18 protein-coding genes, 1 tRNA gene and 2 pseudogenes are annotated in these 22,150 nt (G+C 73.0%); 7 read left to right on the forward strand and 14 right to left on the reverse strand.

Annotated elements, in window-relative coordinates; genetic code table 11:
• Position 1: 1 nt before the first annotated feature.
• Positions 2-733, reverse strand: a complete 732-nt coding sequence (locus AB0I60_RS25610; protein ID WP_360733624.1) for a DUF4184 family protein — start codon at positions 731-733, stop codon at positions 2-4.
• Positions 734-878: 145 nt separating this feature from the next.
• On the opposite strand from AB0I60_RS25610, the gene AB0I60_RS25615 reads away from it, so the two are divergent.
• Positions 879-1,844, forward strand: a complete 966-nt coding sequence (locus AB0I60_RS25615) for a 4-(cytidine 5'-diphospho)-2-C-methyl-D-erythritol kinase (RefSeq protein WP_360733625.1) — start codon at positions 879-881, stop codon at positions 1,842-1,844.
• A 22-nt stretch (positions 1,845-1,866) separates the two neighbouring features.
• Positions 1,867-3,645: an ABC-F family ATP-binding cassette domain-containing protein gene (locus tag AB0I60_RS25620; RefSeq protein ID WP_360733626.1), complete on the forward strand. Its 1,779-nt coding sequence runs from the start codon at positions 1,867-1,869 to the stop codon at positions 3,643-3,645.
• A gap of 77 nt (positions 3,646-3,722) precedes the next feature.
• Here AB0I60_RS25620 and AB0I60_RS25625 read toward each other — a convergent pair whose 3' ends face one another.
• The 3 genes and pseudogenes from AB0I60_RS25625 to AB0I60_RS25635 form a co-directional block, all read right to left on the reverse strand.
• Positions 3,723-4,499: a DivIVA domain-containing protein gene (locus tag AB0I60_RS25625; protein ID WP_360733860.1), complete on the reverse strand. Its 777-nt coding sequence runs from the start codon at positions 4,497-4,499 to the stop codon at positions 3,723-3,725.
• Positions 4,473-4,610 (reverse strand): annotated as a pseudogene (locus AB0I60_RS25630) (DivIVA domain-containing protein); the annotation flags it as partial. The pseudogene AB0I60_RS25630 and the gene AB0I60_RS25625, both read right to left, overlap by 27 nt.
• Positions 4,611-4,688: 78 nt before the next feature.
• Positions 4,689-4,955, reverse strand: a pseudogene (locus AB0I60_RS25635) (DivIVA domain-containing protein); the annotation flags it as partial.
• 105 nt (positions 4,956-5,060) lie between these two features.
• Here AB0I60_RS25635 and AB0I60_RS25640 point away from each other — a divergent pair.
• Positions 5,061-6,704 carry a fatty acyl-AMP ligase gene (locus tag AB0I60_RS25640; protein ID WP_360733628.1) on the forward strand — a complete coding sequence of 548 codons (1,644 nt, stop codon included), beginning with the start codon at positions 5,061-5,063 and terminating at the stop codon, positions 6,702-6,704.
• A 133-nt stretch (positions 6,705-6,837) separates the two neighbouring features.
• Here AB0I60_RS25640 and pth read toward each other — a convergent pair whose 3' ends face one another.
• The 8 genes from pth to AB0I60_RS25680 form a co-directional block, all read right to left on the reverse strand.
• Positions 6,838-7,407, reverse strand: a complete 570-nt coding sequence (gene pth / locus AB0I60_RS25645) for an aminoacyl-tRNA hydrolase (protein WP_360733630.1) — start codon at positions 7,405-7,407, stop codon at positions 6,838-6,840.
• A complete protein-coding gene (locus AB0I60_RS25650; protein ID WP_360733631.1) occupies positions 7,397-7,912 on the reverse strand; it encodes a DivIVA domain-containing protein in 516 nt (171 codons plus the stop codon). The genes pth and AB0I60_RS25650 overlap by 11 nt, the downstream gene beginning before the upstream one ends.
• 59 nt (positions 7,913-7,971) lie before the next feature.
• A complete protein-coding gene (locus AB0I60_RS25655; protein ID WP_360733633.1) occupies positions 7,972-8,577 on the reverse strand; it encodes a 50S ribosomal protein L25/general stress protein Ctc in 606 nt (201 codons plus the stop codon).
• A 358-nt stretch (positions 8,578-8,935) separates the two neighbouring features.
• Entirely contained in the window at positions 8,936-9,907 is a 972-nt protein-coding gene (locus AB0I60_RS25660; protein ID WP_360733863.1) for a ribose-phosphate diphosphokinase, read from the reverse strand.
• Positions 9,908-9,920: 13 nt separating this feature from the next.
• Positions 9,921-11,399, reverse strand: coding sequence for a bifunctional UDP-N-acetylglucosamine diphosphorylase/glucosamine-1-phosphate N-acetyltransferase GlmU (gene glmU / locus AB0I60_RS25665; protein WP_360733635.1), 1,479 nt, complete (start codon positions 11,397-11,399; stop codon positions 9,921-9,923).
• A gap of 71 nt (positions 11,400-11,470) precedes the next feature.
• Complete coding sequence (locus tag AB0I60_RS25670) at positions 11,471-13,117, reverse strand: GGDEF domain-containing protein (protein WP_360733636.1); 1,647 nt, start codon at positions 13,115-13,117, stop codon at positions 11,471-11,473.
• 94 nt (positions 13,118-13,211) lie between these two features.
• Positions 13,212-13,282: transfer RNA gene (locus AB0I60_RS25675), tRNA-Gln, on the reverse strand.
• A 133-nt stretch (positions 13,283-13,415) separates the two neighbouring features.
• Positions 13,416-14,555, reverse strand: coding sequence for a prolyl oligopeptidase family serine peptidase (locus AB0I60_RS25680; protein WP_360733638.1), 1,140 nt, complete (start codon positions 14,553-14,555; stop codon positions 13,416-13,418).
• A gap of 155 nt (positions 14,556-14,710) precedes the next feature.
• On the opposite strand from AB0I60_RS25680, the gene AB0I60_RS25685 reads away from it, so the two are divergent.
• Both AB0I60_RS25685 and AB0I60_RS25690 read left to right on the forward strand, forming a co-directional pair.
• Entirely contained in the window at positions 14,711-15,670 is a 960-nt protein-coding gene (locus tag AB0I60_RS25685) for an acyl-CoA desaturase (RefSeq protein WP_360733640.1), read from the forward strand.
• A 104-nt stretch (positions 15,671-15,774) separates the two neighbouring features.
• Positions 15,775-16,371 (forward strand): TetR/AcrR family transcriptional regulator, encoded by a 597-nt coding sequence (locus AB0I60_RS25690; protein ID WP_360733866.1) that lies wholly within the window; start codon positions 15,775-15,777, stop codon positions 16,369-16,371.
• 12 nt (positions 16,372-16,383) lie between these two features.
• On the opposite strand, the gene AB0I60_RS25695 is transcribed toward AB0I60_RS25690, so the two are convergent.
• Both AB0I60_RS25695 and AB0I60_RS25700 read right to left on the reverse strand, forming a co-directional pair.
• Complete coding sequence (locus AB0I60_RS25695; protein ID WP_360733641.1) at positions 16,384-17,472, reverse strand: PQQ-dependent sugar dehydrogenase; 1,089 nt, start codon at positions 17,470-17,472, stop codon at positions 16,384-16,386.
• 35 nt (positions 17,473-17,507) lie between these two features.
• Positions 17,508-18,029, reverse strand: a complete 522-nt coding sequence (locus tag AB0I60_RS25700; RefSeq protein ID WP_360733643.1) for a DUF4291 domain-containing protein — start codon at positions 18,027-18,029, stop codon at positions 17,508-17,510.
• A 91-nt stretch (positions 18,030-18,120) separates the two neighbouring features.
• On the opposite strand from AB0I60_RS25700, the gene AB0I60_RS25705 reads away from it, so the two are divergent.
• Together AB0I60_RS25705 and mfd are read left to right on the forward strand one after the other, a co-directional pair.
• Positions 18,121-18,375: a DUF2283 domain-containing protein gene (locus tag AB0I60_RS25705; protein WP_360733644.1), complete on the forward strand. Its 255-nt coding sequence runs from the start codon at positions 18,121-18,123 to the stop codon at positions 18,373-18,375.
• Between the two features lie 204 nt (positions 18,376-18,579).
• A complete protein-coding gene (gene mfd / locus AB0I60_RS25710) occupies positions 18,580-22,143 on the forward strand; it encodes a transcription-repair coupling factor (RefSeq protein WP_360733646.1) in 3,564 nt (1,187 codons plus the stop codon).
• The last annotated feature ends 7 nt before the right edge of the window (positions 22,144-22,150 follow it).

Consider the following 22,150-nt stretch of genomic DNA (forward strand, 5'->3'; position numbering starts at 1 on the left):
GTCAGCGGTCCGCGGTGGCGCGCTCTCCCCGGAGAGCGCGCCACGCGCCGTAGAGGGCCACGCCCGCCAGCGCGCCGGTCACCACCGTGATCGACCCGCTGACCAGGACGTCCGTCGAGTTGTCGCCGGTGGTGGTGAACGCCGCGAACCCGGCGGTGAACACCGCCAGCGCGGTGCGGACCAGGGCCGGGCGAGCCGGGGGCGCGTACCGGGCCGGGACCGGCCGGCGGGGCATCCGGGAGAGCTGCCGGGCGCACCAGGCGAGGGTGACCAGGGCTCCCAGGACCGTGCTCAGCCACTGGGCCAGCGCGAAACCGGGCATCCCGAGGACGTCGTCCTCCAGCGCCGGGAACAGCCGCACGCCCCAGCCGTCGTGGTGGGTGAAGGCGTCCCACGCGAAGTGGGTCACCACGCCGACGAGCGCCGAGGCGGCGGCGGCCGGGCCGAGGCGCGGCGCGGGCAGGTGCGCGACCCGGGACCGGACCGCCGCCGGGGCCAGCGCCAGCAGCGGGCGCAGCAGCACCGCCCGGTACAGCGCCAGGGCGGCCAGCGCGATCGGCACGTCCACCACGACCAGGCCCCACCAGGTGTGGGTGTAGTCACCGCCGACGGGGCGCAGCAGCGCGAAGTACGGCAGGTCCGGTGCCAGCGAGCCCGCGACCAGCGCCGACGGCACCAGCGGCCGGCGGGCCAGCGGCAGGACGGCGGCGACGTGCGAGGCGGTGAACGGCATACCCGCATTCGACCACCCCGGCCCGCGCCCGGACCCCGTGGGCACGGGTTCTCCACGGTTCCCCCGCAGGTCCCGCCGAAGCTCCCGGCGCAGGTCGCGGCCGGGTGGCAGCGAGCACCCGGCGGACGCCCGTAGGCTTCATGGCGTGCTCGCCGTAGTCCCACCCCCGGTCACCGTCCGCGTCCCGGCCAAGGTCAACCTGCACCTGGCGGTCGGTGACCCGCGCGCGGACGGCTACCACGACCTGGTGACGATCTTCCAGGCGCTGTCCCTGACCGACGAGGTGACGGTCGCCGTCGCCGACGACCCCGGCGTCGAGGTGCGCGGCGAGGGCGCGGACTCCGTGCCCACCGGACCGTCCAACCTCGCCTGGCGGGCGGTGCGGGCGCTGGCCGAGCACGTCGGCCGCGACCCCGACGACCCCAAGGTCCGGGTGTCGATCCGCAAGACCATCCCGGTCGCCGGCGGCATGGCGGGCGGCAGCGCGAACGCGGCGGCCACCCTGGTCGGCCTCGCGTCGCTGTGGCGGCTGGAGGTCGGCCGCGACGAGCTGGCCGGGCTCGCCGCCGGGATCGGCGCGGACGTGCCGTTCGCGCTCTACGGCGGTACCGCGCTGGGCACCGACCGGGGCGACCAGATCGTGCCCGTGCTGGCCCGGCACACGTTCCACTGGGTGCTGGCCTTCGACCGGCGCGGCCTGTCCACGCCCGAGGTGTTCGACGAGCTCGACCGGCTGCGCGCCGACGGCGACCCGCCCCGGGTGGGCGCGGCGGAGGCCGTGCTGGAGGGGCTGGCGTCCGGGGACCCCCGGCAGCTCGCCCTCCTGCTGGGCAACGACCTGCAGGCCGCCGCCGTGTCGCTGCGGCCGAACCTGCGCCGCACCCTGCGCGCCGGGGTGAACGCGGGCGCGCTCGCCGGCATGGTCTCCGGGTCCGGCCCCACCTGCGCGTTCCTGTGCACGGACGCCGACTCGGCGGTCCGGGTGGCGGCCGAGCTGGCCGGCGCGGGGGTGTGCCGCACCGTGCGCGTCGCGCAGGGGCCCGTCCACGGTGCGCGGGTGATCGGGACCGAGGAGACGCCTCGGCCGACCCCGCCCGAGGTCCACGCTTGATCTCCAGACGAAGGTTGTGTTGATGGCCAACTTGGTCAACTTGGAGAACGTCTCCAAGTCGTTCGGTGTTCGTCCGCTGCTGGACGGGGTGTCCCTCGGGGTCGGCGAAGGCGACCGGATCGGCGTCGTCGGGCTCAACGGCGGCGGCAAGACCACGCTGCTGGAGGTGCTCGCCGGGCTCGCCCCGCCGGACGAGGGCCGGGTCAGCCAGACCCGGGGCCTGCGGATGGCCGTGGTCACCCAGCGCACCGAGCTGCCGCCCGGCTCGACGGTGCGCAACGCGGTGATCGACCCGCTCGGGTTCGACGCCGAGCACGAGTGGGCCGCCGACGCCCGCGTCCGGTCGATCCTCGACGGCCTGGGCATCACCGCGCTGGGCCTCGACTCGACGGTCGGCACCATGTCCGGCGGCGAGCGGCGGCGGGTCGCGCTGGCCGCCGCGCTGGTCCAGGAACTCGACCTGGTCGTGCTGGACGAGCCGACCAACCACCTCGACGTCGAGGGCGTGCGGTGGCTCGCGGAGCACCTGCTGGCCCGCCGGACCGCGCTGGTGGTCGTCACCCACGACCGGTGGTTCCTGGACACGGTGTGCTCGCGGACCTGGGAGGTCGTCGGCGGCCGGGTCGAGCAGTACGAGGGCGGGTACGCGGACTGGATCTTCGCCCGCGCCGAGCGGGCCCGGCTGGCCGACGCCGTCGAGGAGAAGCGCCGCAACCTCGCCCGCAAGGAGCTGGCCTGGCTGCGCCGGGGCGCACCCGCCCGGACGTCCAAGCCCCGCTACCGGATCGAGGCGGCCGAGGCGCTCATCTCCGACGTGCCCGCGCCCCGCGACACCGTCGAGCTGCTGGCCTTCGCCAAGAAGCGGCTCGGGCGGACCGTGGTGGAGCTGGAGGACGTCACGCTCGCGGTCGGCGACGGCGACACCGCCCGGACCCTGGTGCGCGACCTGACCTGGCGGATCGGACCGGGCGACCGGGTCGGCATCGTCGGCGTCAACGGGTCGGGCAAGACCACCCTGCTGCGCGCGCTGGCCGGCGAGCTGGAGCCGGTGACCGGCAAGCGCGTGCAGGGGCAGACGGTCAAGCTCGCCCACCTCAGCCAGGAGCTGCACGACCTCGACGGGTCGATGCGCGTGCTGGAGGCCGTCGAGGAGGTCGCCCGCCGCGTCGTGCTGGGCAAGCAGGAGATGTCGGCGTCCCAGCTCGCCGAGCGGTTCGGGTTCTCGTCGCAGAAGCAGTGGACGCCGGTCGGCGACCTGTCCGGCGGCGAGCGGCGGCGGTTGCAGCTGTGCCGGCTGCTGATGGCCGAGCCCAACGTGCTGCTGCTCGACGAGCCGACCAACGACCTCGACATCGACACGTTGCAGCAGCTCGAAGACCTCCTGGACTCCTGGCCGGGCACGCTGGTCGTCATCTCGCACGACCGGTACCTGGTGGAGCGGGTGTGCGACCGGGTGGTGGCGCTGTTCGGCGACGGCGGCCTGACCGACCTCGTCGGCGGCATCGAGGAGTACCTGCGCCGCCGGGACGCCCAGTCCGCCCCCGCCCCGACCGCCCCGGCCAAGCCGACGACGACGTCCTCGGCCGCCGACCAGCGCGCCGCCCGCAAGGAGCTGTCCCGGTTGGAGCGGCGGCTGGAGACGTTGCAGAAGAAGGAAGCGGAACTGCACGCGGCCCTGGCCGCCTCGGCCACCGAGCCCGACCGCCTGCTCAAGCTGGACGCCGAACTGCGCGAGGTGCTGGCGGAGGCGGAGTCCGTCGAGGGCCAGTGGCTGGCGGCGGCGGAGGCGGCGGAGGGCTGAGCGCCCGACGTGCGACCGCCGGCCGCGGTGGATACCCCGGAGGCCGGTGGTCGCGGCGGAGGCCGCCGAGGTGGGTCCTAGCGGCCTCGGCGGCGGAGTTCGGCGGCCAGGAGGGGCATCAGCTCGTCCACGAAGGCGCAGTCGTAGCCCTGGCCGTCGACCAGCGACAGGGCGAACGTCGTCCCCGCCACCTCGGTCGAACTCGCGCCGATCATGCCGTCCAGCGCGATGCCGACCTCCTCCAGCACCCGGTCCACCTGCGAGGTGCGGTAGCCGCGCCGGGTCGGGCCCGCCGCCGGGATCTCGACCTGCCGGAGCTGCTTCCACGACGTGATCGGCGGGATCGGGCCGGGGTGGCGCGGGCCGGCGCCCAGCTGCTTCTCCGCCCTGGCCAGGAACGCGTCGACCTCGCTCTCGTCGTAGCCCCGTCGGCCGATCATCGGGCGGCTGAAGCGGACCTCCCGGATCTCCTGCGCCGTCAGGTCGTCCTGGCCCAGCAGGGTGTTCTCGATCCGGTCCAGGAACTTGTCCACCTGGGACTCCTGGTAGCCGCGCCGGCCGCGCGGGGGCTTGCCGAAACCGACCGTGCGGACGTCCCGGGCGGTGAGCGGGCGGGCACCGACGCCGGGGCGGGGGCGGACCGGCGGGAGGCTCGCCGGCAGGGGTGCGGGCGCACGCCGGAGCACCGGCGCGGGCGAGCGTTCGAGGGTGACCACCACCAGGTCCAGGAACGTGTCGACGTCGTCCTCGTCGTAGCCGATCCGGCCGGGCGGCGCGAAGGAGAACTCGGCGTCCTGGACCTCGATCGCGGTCAGGTCGTCCCGGCCCGCGAGGGTGTGCTCGATGCGGACCAGGAACGCGTCGACCTCGTCCTCGTGGTAGCCCCGGTTGCCCGGCCTCGGTTTGTGGAAGCGGACGCCCCGGACGTCCTGCGGGGTGAGCCCCGGCGCCGCCGCCGGGCGCATCCCGGTCGACGTGGCGTGCGCGCCTCGAGCCGGTGCGACCGCCTGGCGGCGCTGCGGCGTGGACCGGAGCGTCTCGGCCACCAGGTCCATGAACACGTCGACCTCGGCGGCGTGGTAGCCCGGTCTCGCGGGGCGGAAGCGCATCCGGCGGACGTCCTGCTCGGTCACGTCGTCGTGGCCCAGCAGGGTGTTCTCGATGCGGTCGAGGAAGTCGTCCACCTGCTGCTCGTCGTAGCCGGGCAGGCCGGGCGGCGGGCGGTGGAAGGCGACCTGTCGCAGATCCTGCGCGCTCAACAGCGGCGCGGGATGTGCGGGCGTGTGCTGGCGCGCTTCGAACCCGGCCACCCCGATGCCTCCTTCGGTCGTGTACCGGGGAGTATCGCCGGATGGTGGGGAAGTTGTTTCGTCCTATCGGCTCAATGCGGTGGAGATCGTTCTACTCTGGCGCCCATGAGCCGGTTCGTGGACACGATGGTGGCAACCGCTGCGGGTGCCGGGGAACGCGGGATGACGACGGGTGAGCCGAACGCCCCGGTCCACCGCACCTGGCGTGAAGTGCACGAACGAGCCACGCGGATGGCGGGCGCGCTGGTCGCGGACGTCTCCGCCGGCGACTCCGTCGCGGTGCTCGCCGGGGACCCCGCGTCCATCGCGCCCGCCGTGCAGGCGGTGTGGCTGTGCGGCGGCAGCACCACCATGCTGCACCAGCCCACGGCCCGCACCGACCTCGCCGAGTGGGCCGAGGACACCCTCAAGGTGCTCACCATGATCGGGGCCCGCCTGGTGCTGCTGGGCTCGCCGTTCGACGCGCTGGCCGCCGTGCTCGACGAGCACCGGGTCCGGTACGCGAAGCTGGACGAGCTGGACGGCGAGCCGCTGCCCGCCCCCGTCGCCGTGGACGAGTCGGCCACCGCGCTGCTCCAGCTCACCAGCGGCTCCACGGCCGACCCGAAGGCCGTCCGGATCACCCACGGCAACCTCTGGTCCAACGCCAAGGCGATGGAGGTCGCCGCCGCGCTCGACCCGGCGACCGACCGGATGGTGTCCTGGCTGCCGCTGTTCCACGACATGGGGATGGTCGGGTTCCTGACCGTGCCGATGCTGTTCGGCATCGACCTGGTCAAGGTCACCCCGGTCGACTTCCTCGGCCGGCCCACGCTGTGGCCGGAGCTGATCAGCCGGTACGGCGGCACGATCACCGCCGCGCCGAACTTCGCCTACGCCATCGCCGCCCGGCGGATGGCCAACGTCGCGGATGGCGAGTGGGACCTGTCGCGGCTGCGCCTCGCGCTCAACGGGGCCGAACCGATCGACCCGGTGGCGGTGAAGGCGTTCACCGACGCCGGCGCGCGGTTCGGGATGCCCGCCGAGTGCGTGCTGTGCGCCTACGGGATGGCGGAGACGACCCTGGGCGTCGCCTTCGCGCCGCTGTTCACCGGGATCTCGGTGGACTTCGTGGACCCGGACGAGCTGGAGGCGGGCCGCCGGGCCGTGCCGGTCGCCCCGACCAATCCCGCCGCACGGGCGTTCCCGCTGCTCGGCCCGCCCCTGCCGGGCCTGGAGGTGCAGGTCGTGGACGAGTCGGGCGCGGTGCGCGGGGAGCGGGAGGTGGGGCAGCTCCGGGTGCGCGGCGAGGCCGTGACCCCCGAGTACCTGACCGTGGACGGGCCGGTGGCCACCCAGGACGCGGCCGGGTGGCTGGACACCGGCGACGAGGGCTACGTCGTGGACGGGCAGGTCGTCGTCTGCGGGCGGCGCAAGGACGTGATCATCATGGGCGGGCGCAACATCTACCCGACCGACATCGAGCGCGCGGCCACGGCCGTCGAGGGCGTGCGCGCGGGCAACGCCGTCGCCGTCCGGCTGGACGCCGGGACGCGGCGGGAGCGGTTCGCCGTCGTGGTCGAGTCCAAGCTCGCCGGTGAGGCCAACGCCGTGCGGGAGCTGTCCAAGCAGATCAGCGCGCGCGTGGTGGACGCCGTGGGGCTGCGGCCGTACTCGGTGGTGGTGCTCAAGCCCGGCAGCCTGCCCAAGACCCCGTCGGGCAAGCTCCGGCGGTCGGCCGCCACGTCCCTGGTGCCCAGCGCGGACTGACGGGAGTCCCTCGGGGCGCGGTACCGCCGGCGCGGGCCGTCGTGGGCGCGGCGGCAGTGGGCTCAGCGGATGGTGGGACCTGTGCTCGGTGGAACCCGTGCTCAGTGGAACTCGTGCTCAGTGGAACTTGTGCTCAGTGGAACTTGTTCTGGGCGGCTTCCAGGCCCAGTTCCAGCAGCGCTTCCACGGCGTCGGCCGCGCGGTCCAGTTCGAAGGCCAGTTCCTTGCGCTCGGTGGGCGAGAAGTCGCGCAGGACGTAGTCCGCCGGGTCCATGCGGCCCGGCGGGCGGTCCACGCCGAAGCGGACCCGGTGGTAGTCCTTCGTGCCCAACGACTTGGTGATCGAGCGCAGGCCGTTGTGGCCGTTGTCGCCGCCGCCCAGCTTCAGCCGCACGGTGGCGAACGGCAGGTCCAGCTCGTCGTGCACCACGACGACGTTCGCGGGCTCCACCTTGTAGAACTTCGCGGTGCCGGCGACCGGGCCGCCCGAGGTGTTCATGTAGCCGCGCGGCTTGGCCAGCACGACCCGGCGGCCCGCAAGCCTGCCCTCCAGCACCTCCGCGCCGCCCCTGTGCGCCTTGAACCTGCCGCCGATCCGCTCGGCCAGCACGTCCAGCACCAGGAACCCGGCGTTGTGGCGGTTGCCCTCGTACCTGGGTCCGGGGTTGCCCAGTCCCACGACCAGGCTCACGTCATCGGCCACGGGACCGGAACTCCTGCTCCAACTCGTCCAACAGGGCGTCCACCGCCCGGGTCTGGTAGCCGCGCCGCAGACCCGAGGTGGTGCTGAACCTGGTGTGGCGGACCTCGCTCGACGTCATCCGGCCCCGCCCGTCCAAAGACGCCGCGGCCCGTGCGATGAACGCGTCCACCTCGCCGCGATCGTAGCCGTTGGACGACTTCGGCAGCTTCACCGCCAGCACGTCCGCGCCCGCGCGCAGCCCCGTCGGCGGGACCAGGCCCTCGCGGAGCTGCCACTCCATCCGGGTCAGGAAGTCGTCCACCAGGCGCTGGTCGTAGCCGCCGGGCAGCTCGTGGAACACCACCCGGCGCACCTCGTCGGGGTGCATCCGGGTGCGGCCGGACAGCGCGTCCGCGATCTTGAGCAGGAACGCGTCCACCTGCGCCGGGTCGTACCCCTTGCCGCCGCGCTTGCGGGGGAAGGACGTGCCGCGCACCTGCGCCGGGCTCAGGGACGGGAACGGCACGCCGCCCCAGCCGTGAGGCGGGGGAGGCGTGCCGTTCGACCAGCCCGACGTGATAGGGCTCAGCTCTCTTCGGTGGCCTCGGCGTCGTCCGCGGCCTCGCCCTCGCCGTCCAGCTGGGCGGCGGTGGGAGCGGCGTTGACGGCGACGACCAGCGCCTCGGCGTCGGTCACCAGGGACGCGCCCGAGGGGAGGGTGACGTCGGAGGCGTGGATCTGGGTGCCGGCCTCGACACCGGCCACCGACACCTCGACCTGCTCGGGGATGTTCATGGCCTCGGCCTCGACCTGGATCGTGGTCAGGTCCTGGGTGACCAGGATGCCGGGGCCGGGCTCGCCGACGATGACCACCGGGACGTCCACGGTGACCTTCTCGCCCCGCTGCACGAGCAGCAGGTCGACGTGCTCGATGTAGTTCTTGATGGGGTGCGTGGTGACGGTCTTGGTCAGCGCGAGCTCACTGCTGGAGTCGATGTCCAGGGTGAGCACCGCGTTGTGACCGTGCTCGCGGACGACACGGGCGAACTCCAGCGCCGGCAGGGCCAGGTGCTTCGGGTCGGAGCCGTGGCCATAGAGCACCGCGGGGATCTTGCCGGCGCGACGGGTGCGGCGGGCTGCGCCCTTGCCGAACTCGGTGCGCTCCTCTGCGGCGAGACGGACCTCGGACACGGTGGGGCTCTCCTAACGGTCTGGCCTTGATACGTCGGGCGGGGCTGCTGAGCGGGGTGCTGGCCTGCGGCGGCGGGCGGCGCGGAAGGTGAACACGCGCGCGGCATCACAACCGCCGCGTCGATCACGCCGAGCGTGATGCTCGCCCTCGCCGAGGCAACCCGACCAGTGTAGGCCGGACCGGAAAGCGACACCTAATCGGGGGTGGCGGAGCCGGTACCGGACGGGCGACGGGTGCGCCCGGAGTGATCTTCGCCGGGTGTGCGAGCGGCCGGCACGTCGGGTTCCGACGTGCCGGCCGGGTGGTGCTGGTGGGTCGTGCGGGGCTCGCGTCAGGCGGCCCCGCCCCGGGTGCGGGTCAGGCGTTGCCGTCGAAGAGGCTCGTGACCGAGCCGTCCTCGAACACCTCCTGGATCACCCGCGCGAGCAGCGGCGCGATCGGCAGCACGGTCATCGCGTCGAACCGCTTCTCCACCGGGATCGGCAGGGTGTCGGTGAACACGACCTCGCGCGCGCCGCACCCCTGCAACCGCTCGACCGCCGGGCCGGAGAGCACCGGGTGGGTCGCCGCGATCACCACGTCCGACGCGCCCTCGGCCAGCAGCTGCTCCACCGCCTTGGTGATGGTGCCGCCGGTGTCGATCATGTCGTCGATCACCACGCACAGCCGGTCCTTCACCTGGCCGACCACGCGGTTGGCCACGACCTCGTTCGGCCGCAGCGGGTCCCGGGTCTTGTGGATGAACGCGATGGGCGTGCCGCCCAGGGTGTCCGCCCACTTCTCGGCGAGCTTGGTGCGGCCGGCGTCCGGCGACACCACGGTCAGCTCCTGGCCCGCGTACTTGTCGCGGATGTGCTCGGCCAGCAGCGGCATGGCCCACAGGTGGTCCACCGGGCCGTCGAAGAAGCCCTGGATCTGGGCGGTGTGCAGGTCGACCGCGACCAGGCGGTCCGCGCCGGCGGTCTTGAACAGGTCGGCGACCAGGCGGGCGGAGATCGGCTCCCGGCCCCGGTGCTTCTTGTCCTGCCGGGCGTAGGGGTAGAACGGCATGATCACGGTGATCCGCTTCGCGGAGGCGCGCTTGAGCGCGTCCACCATGATCAGCTGCTCCATCAGCCACTGGTTGATGGGGGCGCAGTGCGACTGGATGACGAACGCGTCGCAGCCGCGCACGGACTCCTCGAACCGCACGAAGATCTCGCCGTTGGCGAAGTCGTAGGCGGACTGGGGGGTCACCGACACGTTGAGGTGCTTGGCCACCTGCTCGGTCAGCTCCGGGTAGGCACGCCCACCGAAGAGCATCAGGTTCTTCTTCGGTGTTCCGGGCATGGTGAGGTTCACGTCAGCGCCCTTCCTCGGTGGTGTCGGCATTCTGCGACGCGAGCGCCTGCTGCGCCGCCTGGGCGGACGTGGTGCCGGGCCTGCGCTGCACTACCCAGCCCTCCAGGTTCCGCTGCGGGCCGCCGGACACGGCGAGCGCGCCCGGGGGGACGTCCCGGCGCACCACGGTGCCCGCTCCGGTGTACGCGCCATCACCCACGGTGACGGGAGCCACGAACATGTTGTCGGAGCCGGTCCGCGCGTGCGACCCCACGACGGTGCGGTGCTTGTTCACGCCGTCGTAGTTCACCGTCACGCTGGCCGCGCCGATGTTGGAGTGGTCGCCGATGGTGGCGTCGCCGATGTAGCTGAGGTGCGGGACCTTGCTGCCGGTGCCGATCTCGGAGTTCTTGACCTCGACGAAGGTGCCGATCTTGCCGCTCGAGCCGAGCCGGGTGCCCGGCCGCAGGTAGGCGAACGGGCCCACGGAGGCGCCCTCGCCGATCTCCGCGCCGGTCCCGTGGGTGCGCACGACGGACGCGCCCGCGCCGATCGTGCACGCGGACAGCGTGGTGTCCGGTCCGACCACCGCGCCCTCGCCGACCACCGTGCCGTCGCGGAGCTGGACGCCCGGCTCGACCAGGACGTCCCGGCCCAGCCGCACGTCCGCGTCGAGCCACGTGGTGGCCGGGTCGACCACCGTGACGCCCTCGCGCATCCACCGCTCGACGGTCCGGCGGTTCAGCTCCGCGCCGAGCCGGGCGAGCTGCACCCGGTCGTTCACGCCCTCCACCAGCCACGGGTCGGGCGTCACGACCGCGCCCACCCGCCTGCCGTCGGCGCGCGCGATGGCGAGCACGTCGGTCAGGTACAGCTCGCCCTGGGCGTTGTCGGTCGAGATGCGCGCGAGCGCGTCCCGCAGCACCGCCGCGTCGAACGCGTACACGCCCGAGTTGATCTCGGTGATGGCCCGTTCTTCGGGGGAGGCGTCCTTCTGCTCGACGATCCCCTCCACCTCGCCGGTCGCCGAGCGCACGATCCGCCCGTAACCGGTGGGGTCGGGCACCACGGCGGTGAGCACGCTCACCGCGTTGCCCCCGGCCGCGTGCCGGACCAGCAGGTCCCGCAGCGTGGCCGCGTCGAGCAGCGGGGCGTCGCCGTAGGTGACGACGACCGTGCCGCCGAGGTCGGCGGGCAGCTCGGCGAGGCCGCAGCCCACCGCGTGCCCGGTGCCCTTCTGCTCCTCCTGCACCGCGACGGTGATCTTGCGGTCCAGCGCGGCGGACACGCCGTCGAGGTGGCGGCCGACGGCGTCGCGGCCGTGCCCGACGACGACGGCCAGGTGGTCCGGGTCGGTCCCCGCGGCGGCGCGGACCGCGTGTTCCACGAGGGAACGACCGCCGATCCGGTGCAGCACCTTGGGGGTGGCTGAGCGCATACGGGTGCCTTCACCCGCTGCGAGGACGATCGTGCTGACCGGGGTGGGAACACCCTCTAGCATCAGCGCTCTCCCTAGCTGACTGAAGTGCGTGCGTGCCAGCGGGAAAGCCTGGCTCCCGCCAGGTGCTGATACTAAGCGTCCGAGGACGGCTCGCCTTCCACGGCCGCAACCTGGCAGCCACCTCTGCGCTTCGCGGCGTACATCGCCGAGTCGGCTCGGGCCAGGGCCTGGTTCGCCGATTCGCGGGGTCGCACGGAGATCACCCCGACCGACAGCGTGACCCCCCGGGACAGGTCGATTGGCAAGCCCGCCACGGCATCCACGGCCCGGCCGAGCGCGGCCTCGGCGGCGTGCAGGGGCGCTCCGGGCAGCAGCACGACGAACTCGTCGCCGCCGTAGCGGGCCACCAGGTCGTCACCCCGCAGCGCCTGGCGCAGTGTGCTCGCAATCACGCGCAGGACGTCGTCGCCCTCGGCGTGCGAGTGCTTGTCGTTGACCACCTTGAACCCGTCCAGGTCGACCAGCGCGATCGCCATCGGGTGGGTCTGCGCGCTGATCAGGGCGCCGAGGCGGTCGTCCAGCGCGCGCCGGTTCGGCAACCCGGTCAGCGGGTCCTGCAACGCCTGCTGCGCGATCGCGCCGTGCGCGCGCGTCAGCCGTTCGTGGTCGCGCCGGGTGACCAGGGTGGCGGTGCGGGCCTCCTGCATCTGCCACAGCTCCACCTCCAGCGCGTCGGCGTAGGTCTGGAGGGCGGAGATGGTGTGCTCGCCGTGCGGGCCGGAGAGCTGCGCGTACTCGCGGACCAGGCACAGCATCAACGTGGGCTCGGACGTGTCGTGCTCCAGCCGGGTGCGGGCGTCGGCGAGCACCTGGAGGGCCTGCTGCGGCAGTTCCTCCAGCTCCAGGCAGCGGGACAGGGCGATGGACACGATGATCAGCTCGCGGGCGTACATGGACAGCTCGCGCAGCCGCCACAGCGGGGCGATGTGCTCCGGCCCGGGTTTGGCCAGCGCGTGCGCCGCGCCGATGATCGGCACCTGCTCGGAGGCCGCGCGGTCGCGCCGGCCGGGGTGCAGCGACTCGCGGAACGGCCCCTCGACGGCCTCGGCGATGGCGGACGCGGTGGCGAACTTGGTCGACGCCTCCTCGACGTTGCCGACCCGCTCCAGCCGCAGGCCCCAGCCGATGAGCATCCGGGCGCGGTTCATCAGGTGGATGTAGATCAGGTGCGGGCCGGCGCTGTCCCGGATCGCGTTGTGCGCCCGCGCCAGCACCGCGTCGGCCATCTCGTAGACGCCGAGCTGGGTGAGCACCAGGCCGGTGCTCTGCAGGGCGTTGGCCAGCAGCCGGTCCCAGGTGCGCTTGTCGAGCACCGGGTCCGGCGCGAGGTTCTCCTCCAGCATGGCCAGGCCGGACGCGACCTCGGACAGCGCCTTGTCCTCGAAGCCGCCCAGCAGGTACCGCCGGCCGCGCAGCGCGTGCGCCTCGGCCTCCAGCACCACCAGGCCGTGCCGCCGGGTGTGCGCGAGCAGCTCGTCCAGCATGGTGTCGGACAGGTCCACCAGGCCGGGCGTCACCAGCCGGACCACGGCCGCTGCTCGCAGGAGCTGGCCGACGATCCGGGGCTCGCCGCGCGCCTGCGCCTCGGCCAGCAGCTCGTCGACCTCCTGGCAGGCGTCCATCTGGTCGGAGAGGTGGCTGCTCTGGGCCACGGCCACGAGCTCACTCGCGCGGCCGACCAGCCACGCGTCGGACATCTCGTGGAGCGCCGGCACCACGGTGTCCTGCTCGTCGACCGCTTCCTCGTGCAGCGACTCACACCCCCCAGGCAGACGCAGGACGACCCGGACCGGTGCGGTCCGGTCGTACTCGCTCCGCCACCAGGATTCGAACCTGGACCATCGGAACCAAAATCCGAGGTGCTGCCTTTACACCATGGCGGAACGGGCGGAGGTGTCCCTCTACCGCGCGAGGACATGTTGTCACGACTGGTCCCGGAAGGTCAGCACCACCACTCAACTGGCCGCAATCCGTGGGTGGTCCGATCATGACCCTGCGTGTTTGCGCAGGTGGGGCTCACCGGACGTGGGAGGCCAGGAAATCCGCGACCGACCGCTCGTACGCGTCCGGGTCGACGTTCCAGGCGGCCACGTGCTCGGCGGCCGGCGCTTCGACGTAGGTCAACGGCCAGTCCAGCCGGCTCGACGCGACGGCGAGGTCGCGCGAGGACTGGACGGGCACGGTGCCGTCCGACGCGCCGTGGACCAGCAGCGTCGGCGGCCGGTGCGCGGGCGGGTGGTCGACCAGGTCGAAGCGGTCGAACTCCAGGTCGGCCCGCCAGTCCGAGACCAGCTCGGCGACCGGGACGAGCTGGGTCGGCACGCCCCGGTTGCGGGACTGGAGCTCCAGCGTCGCGGTCCAGCTGGTCACCGGGGCGTCCAGGACGGCGGCGACGGCCCGGTCGGCCAGCGCGGAGCGGCCCAGGAACTGGCCGACGACCGCGCCGCCCATCGACCAGCCGTAGAGCAGGACGTCCCGGGCGCCGTGGTCCAGCGCGTAGCGGACGGCGGCCTCCAGGTCGCGCCACTCGGTGTCGCCGAGGTGGAACAGGCCGTCCGGGGACGCCGGCGCTCCGACGTCGTTGCGGTAGGTCACGGCCAGCACCGGCAGGCCCGCCGCGTGCAGGGTGGGGGTGATCCGCAGGGACTCGGCCCTCGTGCCGCCCCGGCCGTGCACGGCGACGACCCAGGTCGGCGAGGTGCCGGGGACCAGCCACGCGGGCATGTCGCCCAGCTCGGTCGGCACCCGCACCTCCTCGTGGTCCAGGCCGAGGGCGGTCCGGGGGTCCGAGGTCCACACCGAGGACTCCACCCGGGCCTTCGTGCCGGCCGGCGGGGGCGTGCCGGTCACCTCGCGGGTGACCGTGCCGTCGCGCCGGGCGGTCACCCGGCCCAGCTCCACCTCGCCGCCCGGCCACACCAGCCCCCAGGTGCCCGGTTGCGCTGTGATCCGGGACTCCGTCAGCGTGACCGTGCCCTCACCCGATCCGACCACCGCGTCGGAGAAGCCGGGCTGCGCGTTGCCCGGTTCCAGCAGTTGTCCGCTGTAGTACCAGCCGGCACCCACCACACCTGCGCCGAGCAGCGCGAAGACCACCCCGAGGGTGATCAGGACGATCCGGGTGCGGCGTCTGCGGCGAACGTTCGGTGACCCCATCCGGGCATGATGCGCCGACCGTGATCGACACGCCCGGGAACCTGAGAACACGCCGTGAGTTCGCCGCCGGGTGTGGCGAGACCAGGGCGTCCTAACTTACGCTTGCGTAAGTTACGGTCCCGTAGGTAGCCCCGGACAACACAAGAGGTACTTGTATGACCAGCACCCTGGAGAGCAGGTCCACGCCGCCAGGACCCGAGGACAAGGGCCCGAAGCCGATGATCGACGGCCGGCGCGGGCACGTGGAGCAGTTCGGCGTCTACGTGTTCGTCGTCGTGCCGTTCCTGGCGCTGATCGCGGCCGTGCCGTTCGCCTGGGGCTGGGGGTTGGGCTGGGTCGACGTGGCGCTGTTCGTCGCGTTCTACTACCTGGCCGGCCTGGGTGTCACCATCGGCTACCACCGGTACTTCACGCACGGCTCGTTCAAGGCGAACCGGGCGCTGAAGATCGGCCTGGCCATCGCCGGCAGCATGGCGCTGCAGGGCCCGGTCATCGTCTGGGTCGCCGACCACCGGCGGCACCACGCGTTCTCCGACCGCGAGGGCGACCCGCACTCGCCGTGGCTGTTCGGCAGCGGCCCGGTCGCGCTGGCCAAGGGCTTCTGGCACGCCCACATGGGCTGGCTGTTCGACCGCGACAAGACCAACGCCAAGCGCTTCGCCCCCGACCTGCTGGCCGACAAGGACCTGGTCTGGGTCGACCGGTACTTCGTGCTGTGGACGACCATCAGCCTGGTCGCGCCCGGCGTGCTGGGCGGCCTGATCACCATGTCGTGGGCCGGCGCGCTGTCCGCGTTCTTCTGGGCCGGGCTGGTCCGGGTGGCGTTCCTGCACCACGTGACCTGGTCGGTCAACTCGATCTGCCACATGGTCGGCGACCGGCCGTTCGCCGCGCGGGACCGCTCGGCCAACGTGTGGGCGCTGGCGATCCTGTCCTTCGGCGAGTCGTGGCACAACCTGCACCACGCCGACCCGACCTGCGCGCGGCACGGCGTCAAGCGCGGCCAGATCGACACCTCGGCGCGGCTCATCTGGCTGTTCGAGAAGTTCGGCTGGGCGCGCGACGTGCGCTGGCCCAACCAGCAGCGGCTCGCCCGGATCAGCGTCAAGAAGTGATCCCGACACCCGCCCCTCGCCGTCGCGGCGGGGGGCGGGTGTTTAGGGTGGTCGAGGTGGCGGGACGACGGCGTGGCGACGAGACCCCGGTCCCGCGCGTGCGGATGACGGGCAAGGAGCGGCGCGAGCAGTTGCTCGACGTCGCTCGGGCGCTGTTCGCCGAGAAGGGCTTCGAGGTCACCTCCGTCGAGGAGATCGCCCACCGGGCCGGCGTGTCCAAGCCCGTGGTCTACGAGCACTTCGGCGGCAAGGAGGGCATCTACGCGGTCGTCGTGGACCGCGAGATGCAGTACCTGATGGACCACATCGTCAACGCCCTGTCCGGCGGGCACCCGCGCGAGCTGCTGGAACAGGCCGCGTGCGCGCTGCTGGACTACATCGAGGGCTCCACCGACGGCTTCCGCATCCTGGTCCGCGACTCGCCGGTCGCGTCCTCCACCGGGACGTTCTCGTCGCTGCTCAACGACATCGCGTCGCAGGTCGAGTCGATCCTCGGCCTGCACTTCTCCCGCCAGGGCTACGACCGCAAGCTGGCCGCCCTCTACAGCCAGGCGCTGGTCGGGATGGTCGCGCTGACCGGCCAGTGGTGGCTTGAGGTGCGCAAGCCGAAGAAGGACGAGGTGGCCGCGCACCTGGTCAACCTCGCGTGGAAGGGCCTGTCGCACATGGACCACAAGCCACGCCTGCGCACCCGGCAGTGACGGCGGGTCGGCTCAGCCCCGGGCCACCTTGAGGATCTTGTCGTCCGAGCCGTTCGAGGTGGTCAGGTAGAGCGCCTGGTCCGGGCCGAGCGCCGCGCCGCGCAGCCTGCCGTGGGTGCCGTCCAGCTCCTCCGGGATCGACACCGAGTGCACGCCGCCCTCGGCCGTGACGGTGAAGAACAGGACCTTCGACCCCTTGAGCGCGGTCACCGCGAGGGTGCCGTCCAGGTCGCCCCACCGCTCGCCGGTGAGGAAGACGGCGTCGCAGATCGCCTCGGTCGGGCTGCCGGAGGACCACACGGCCGGCACCGCGTCGGGGAACCGTTCGAGGTCGGTCATCGGGACGCCCTCGTCGTAGCCGTCGGCCGTGCCGCCCCGGGACGGGTCCCAGCCGTAGTTCGCGCCCGGCTCGAGCACGTTCACCTCGTCGTCCACGTCCGGGCCGTGCTCGGCGGTGAAGACCGTGCCGTCGGCGCGGACCGCGATGCCCTGGACGTTGCGGTGCCCGTACGTGAGCACACCGCCCTCGCCCGTGGCGAGGTCGAGCTTGAGGACCTTGCCGCCCAGGTCGTCGCGGTCCTGGGGCGCCGACGCCTTCGCGGTGTCGCCCGTGCCGACCAGCAGCCCGCCGGCCTCGTCCAGCGCGAGCCGGCACCCGGAGTGCCGCCCGCTCGGGTTCGACGGGAGGCCGGCCCGGAGCGGGTCGCGCACCCGCCGCGCCTCGGTGCCGTCCAGCTCGAACGTGACCAGGCGGACGTCCTGCGCGGTGTTGAAGCAGGTGGTGAACCGCTTGCTGGTGGCGAAGTCGGGGTGGACCACCAGGCCCATCAGCCCGCCCTCGCCCCGCGCGACGACGTCACCCAGCTCGGCCCGGACCGGCGTCGACCTGCCCCCGTCGACCAGGACCAGCCGGCCGGGCCGCTCGGTGACCAGCATCCGGCCGTCGGGCAGGAACCCGATCTCCCACGGGTGTTCGAGCCCGGCCGCGACCACCTCGACCCTGATCCCCTCCGGGGCGTCGGCGGCGGGCGCGTCGCCCCCGGACGCACCGGAGCACCCGGCGAGCAGCAACACGGCGGCGAACCCGACAACCCGGCGCATGGCGACCAGCCTGGCAGGGCGGCGGTGAAGTGGCCCTACAGCGGGTACGGCCGCTCCACCGGCAGCAGCTCCCGCGCCCGGTCCAGGTCACCGGCCCGGACGTGCCGGTGGACCTCGCGGACCAGCGGCGTGATGTCGGTGATCCCGGTGGTCCACTCGTCCACGTACCGGTCGGACGCGGCACCGGCCAGGCCGAGCTGGAGGGACCGGTGGTCGAGCGGCTCGTGGTGCAGCCCCCGTTCCGGGTCCCACTGCACGCGGACGTCGGGCTTGCCCCGGCCGACCTCCGAGCTGGGCACGGCGGCGCGCACCGCGCTGTCGAACCCCTCGCGCGTGAGGCGGACCGCGAGGACCCGCTCCTGGTCCGGCTTGGACGCCCACCCGCAGCGGTACATCATCCACAGGAACGACGGCTTGACCCACGTCATCCGCCCGCGCCTGAACGGCGGCACGAACCGGCCCGCTGCCACGGCGGCGTCCGCGATGGCCGGGTTGTACGCCTGGTAGACCGTGATGTGCCGATCGTCGTAGTCGGCCCTGATCTCCTTGTACTCCACGGATCAAGCTTGAGCGACCGGTCAACCGGAATGTCGTGGCGCGGTCCGCGCCACCGGTGGGCCGAAGTCGACTCGCAGAGAGGGGCCGACCGTGACAGAGCTGAGGGTCACCTACGACCGCGAGGCGGACGCCGCCTACGTCCACTTCACCGATCCGCTCACGCGGCCGAGGTCGGCGCGCACATACGCCTGCGACCCGGTCGCAGTCGACGGGATGGTCAACATCGACTTCGACGCGGACGGCCGCATCGTCGGCGTGGAGGTGCTCGGTGCCCGCGCCAAGCTCGCCCCGTACCTGCTCGACGCGGCAGATCAGCTCGGCCGCGCGCCCGAAGCGGAGTCGTGAACGCACGTGCTCGCGAACGCCACCACCGCCCGGTCGCCGTCACGCGCTGTGGTGGCACTCCGGCAGGTGGGACCGGGGTGGGGGACGGGCCGGTAATCGGCGAGCGGTGCGGCGGGGTGGGGACGTAGGGTGGGAGGCGAGCACCCCTCCGGTGGGCACAAGGTCCCGGGCAGGGGTCTGTCCTCGTTTCTTGGGAGCCACGCAATGCCCCAGCCCGGCCCGCTGTCCGGCCTGCTGACCGCCGTCCTGTCCGACAAGGCCCTCGGTGCCCTGCTCGACTCCGTCGGGTCGCCCTCGCTGGAGTTGGAGGGCCCGCCCGCCGCCCGGCCGCTGGTCGCGGCGGCGCTCGCGCGGCGGGCACCGGTGCTGGCCGTCACCGCCACCGGGCGCGAGGCCGACGACCTCACGAACGTGCTGCGGGACCTGCTCGGACCCGACGCGGTGGCCATCTTCCCCAGCTGGGAGACGCTGCCGCACGAGCGGCTCTCGCCCCGCGCCGACACGGTCGGGGCCCGGTTGCAGGTGCTGCGGCGGCTGCGGCACCCGGACGGGAACCCGCTGCGGGTCGTCGTCGCCACCATCCGCAGCGTCATCCAGCCGATGGCGCCGGGGCTGGGCGACCTCAAGCCCGTCGACCTCGCGGTCGGCGTCGAGCACGACTTCGACGAACTGCTCCACGACCTGGCCGAACTCGCCTACACGCGGGTCGACATGGTCGAGAAGCGCGGCGAGTTCGCGGTCCGGGGCGGCATCCTCGACGTGTTCCCGCCCACCGCCGAGCACCCGCTGCGGGTCGAGTTCTGGGGTGACGAGGTCTCCGAGATCCGCCCCTTCTCCGTCGCCGACCAGCGGTCGCTGCCCCAGGTGGTCGAGGGGTTCACCGCCCCGCCCTGCCGGGAGTTGCTGCTCACCGAGCAGGTCCGGGACCGGGCCGCCGCGCTGGCCGCCGAGCACCAGAACGACGCCCAGCTGGTCGAGATGCTCGACAAGCTCGCCGCCGGCATCCCCTCGGAGGGCATGGAGGCGCTGATCCCGGCGCTGTGCGAGGGGCAGTTGCACCTGCTCACCGACGTGGTGCCGGACGGCACGCACGTCGTGCTCAACGACCCGGAGAAGATCCGGGCCCGCGCCCACGACCTGGTGCGCACCGGCCAGGAGTTCCTGGAAGCCTCCTGGATGGCCGCCGCCGGCGGCGGCAAGGCCCCGATCGACCTCGGCGCCTCCGCCTACCGGAGCCTCGCCGAGGTGGCCGACTCCGCCAAGGCCGCCGGCCGGCCGTGGTGGACCTTCAGCCGGCTCACCACCGAGAACGCCGACGTGGTGCGCCTGGAGTTCAAGCACGTCGAGGCGTACCAGGGCGACATCGACCGGGCGTTCGCCGACCTGCGCGCGCACACCGCGTCGGGCGGGACGGCGGTGCTGGTCGTCCCCGGCGCGGGCACGGCGCACCGGGCGACCGAGCAGCTCAAGGACGCCGAGGTGCCCGCCGTGTGCGTGGAGGCGCTGGGCGAGCCGCCGGCGGTCGGCACCGTCACGGTGGTGCGCGGCGCGCTGGAGGACGGCTTCGCGCTGCCCGACCTCGCGCTGGTCGTGCTCACCGAGACCGACCTGACCGGCGGTCGCCACGGGACGTCCACCAAGGACATGCGGCGGATGCCGTCGAAGCGGCGCAACGCCGTCGACCCGCTGGCGCTCAAGGCCGGCGACTTCGTGGTGCACGAACAGCACGGCATCGGCAAGTACGTGGAGATGGTGCAGCGCACGGTCGCCGGGGCGACCCGGGAGTACCTGGTGCTGGAGTACGCGTCCTCCAAGCGCGGGCAGCCCGGCGACCGGCTGTTCGTGCCCACCGACCAGCTCGACGAGGTCTCCCGGTACGTGGGCGGCGAGCTGCCCACGCTGAACCGGCTGGGCGGCAGCGACTGGAAGAACACCAAGGCCAAGGCGCGCAAGGCGGTCAAGCAGATCGCGGCCGAGCTGGTCCAGCTCTACGCGGCGCGGCAGGCCGCGCCCGGGCACTCGTTCGCCGCCGACACGCCGTGGCAGCGGGAGCTGGAGGACGCCTTCCCGTTCACCGAGACCGTCGACCAGATGGCGGCCATCGACGAGGTCAAGGCCGACATGGAGCGCACGGTCCCGATGGACCGGGTCATCTGCGGCGACGTCGGTTACGGCAAGACCGAGATCGCGGTGCGGGCGGCGTTCAAGGCGGTGCAGGACGGCAAGCAGGTCGTGGTGCTGGTGCCCACGACGTTGTTGGCGCAGCAGCACCTCAACACGTTCACCGAGCGGATGCGCGCGTTCCCGGTCGTCATCAAGGGGCTGTCGCGGTTCACCGACGCGCAGGAGGCGGAGCAGACGGTCGCGGGCCTGGCCGACGGCGAGGTCGACATCGTCATCGGCACGCACCGGCTGCTGCAGAAGGGCCTGCGGTACAAGGACCTCGGCCTGGTGATCGTGGACGAGGAGCAGCGGTTCGGCGTCGAGCACAAGGAGCACATCAAGGCGCTGCGCACGCACGTCGACGTGCTCACGATGTCCGCGACCCCCATCCCGCGCACGCTGGAGATGTCGCTCGCGGGCATCCGCGAGATGTCGACCATCCTCACCCCGCCCGAGGAGCGCCACCCGATCCTGACCTACGTCGGCGGCTACGACGACAAGCAGGTCGGCGCGGCCATCCGCCGCGAGCTGCTGCGCGACGGCCAGGTGTTCTACGTGCACAACCGGGTGTCCTCGATCGAGAAGGCCGCGCGCCGGATCAGGGACCTGGTGCCCGAGGCGCGGGTGGTGACCGCGCACGGCCAGATGAACGAGGACAAGCTGGAGAAGATCATCCAGGGCTTCTGGGAGAACGAGTACGACGTCCTGGTCTGCACGACCATCGTGGAGACCGGCCTGGACATCTCCAACGCCAACACGCTCATCGTGGAGCGCGGCGACATGCTCGGCCTGTCCCAGCTCCACCAGTTGCGCGGGCGCGTCGGTCGCGGCCGGGAACGCGGCTACGCGTACTTCCTCTACCCGCCGGAGTCGCCGCTCACCGAGACCGCGCACGACCGGCTCGCCACGATCGCGCAGAACACCGAGCTGGGCGCGGGCATGGCGGTGGCCATGAAGGACCTGGAGATCCGGGGCGCGGGCAACATCCTCGGCGCGGAGCAGTCCGGGCACATCGCGGGCGTCGGGTTCGACCTGTACGTCCGGCTGGTCGGCGAGGCCGTGGAGGCGTTCCGGCGGCACGCGGGCGCGGAGGCCGAGGGCGACGAGGACCTGGCCGAGGTGCGGGTCGACCTCCCCGTCGACGCGCACATCCCGCACGACTACGTGCCCGGCGAGCGGCTGCGCCTGGAGGCGTACCGCAAGATCGCGGCGGCCGGCGACGAGGCGGCGCTCCAGGCCGTGTGGGACGAGCTCAAGGACCGCTACGGCACCCCGCCGCTGCCGGTGGAGCGGCTGCTCGCGGTCGCCCGGTTCCGCCAGACGTGCCGGGCGCACGGCGTCACCGAGGTGATCGTGCAGGGCCAGACCATCCGGTTCGCGCCGCTGGAGCTGCGGGACTCGCAACTGGTCCGGCTGCGCAGGCTGCACCCGAAGGCGGTCTACAAGCAGACCGCGAACACGGTCAGCGTGCCTAGGCCGACCGAGGGAGCCGCCGGCGGCCGGATGGGCGCACCCCAGCTTCGGGACGGCGAACTGCTCGACTGGTGCGCGGCGTTCCTCGGATCTTTGGCGGGTACTCCCGTGAGCGGCGTCACGGCGACGTGAGAAAGTA

It is taken from the genome of Actinosynnema sp. NPDC050436, from assembly GCF_040655415.1.
In the GTDB taxonomy this organism is placed as follows: domain Bacteria; phylum Actinomycetota; class Actinomycetes; order Mycobacteriales; family Pseudonocardiaceae; genus Actinosynnema.

What these genes read in the sequence shown, in the direction of transcription:
- AB0I60_RS25695 (WP_360733641.1), bottom strand. Translation starts at nt 17,472, where the DNA reads ATGCGCCGGGTTGTCGGGTTCGCCGCCGTGTTGCTGCTCGCCGGGTGC.
- mfd (WP_360733646.1), top strand. Translation starts at nt 18,580, where the DNA reads ATGCCCCAGCCCGGCCCGCTGTCCGGCCTGCTGACCGCCGTCCTGTCC.
- glmU (WP_360733635.1), bottom strand. Translation starts at nt 11,399, where the DNA reads ATGCTAGAGGGTGTTCCCACCCCGGTCAGCACGATCGTCCTCGCAGCG.
- AB0I60_RS25610 (WP_360733624.1), bottom strand. Translation starts at nt 733, where the DNA reads ATGCCGTTCACCGCCTCGCACGTCGCCGCCGTCCTGCCGCTGGCCCGC.
- AB0I60_RS25690 (WP_360733866.1), top strand. Translation starts at nt 15,775, where the DNA reads ATGACGGGCAAGGAGCGGCGCGAGCAGTTGCTCGACGTCGCTCGGGCG.
- AB0I60_RS25640 (WP_360733628.1), top strand. Translation starts at nt 5,061, where the DNA reads ATGAGCCGGTTCGTGGACACGATGGTGGCAACCGCTGCGGGTGCCGGG.
- AB0I60_RS25620 (WP_360733626.1), top strand. Translation starts at nt 1,867, where the DNA reads ATGGCCAACTTGGTCAACTTGGAGAACGTCTCCAAGTCGTTCGGTGTT.
- AB0I60_RS25680 (WP_360733638.1), bottom strand. Translation starts at nt 14,555, where the DNA reads ATGGGGTCACCGAACGTTCGCCGCAGACGCCGCACCCGGATCGTCCTG.
- AB0I60_RS25685 (WP_360733640.1), top strand. Translation starts at nt 14,711, where the DNA reads ATGACCAGCACCCTGGAGAGCAGGTCCACGCCGCCAGGACCCGAGGAC.
- AB0I60_RS25660 (WP_360733863.1), bottom strand. Translation starts at nt 9,907, where the DNA reads ATGCCCGGAACACCGAAGAAGAACCTGATGCTCTTCGGTGGGCGTGCC.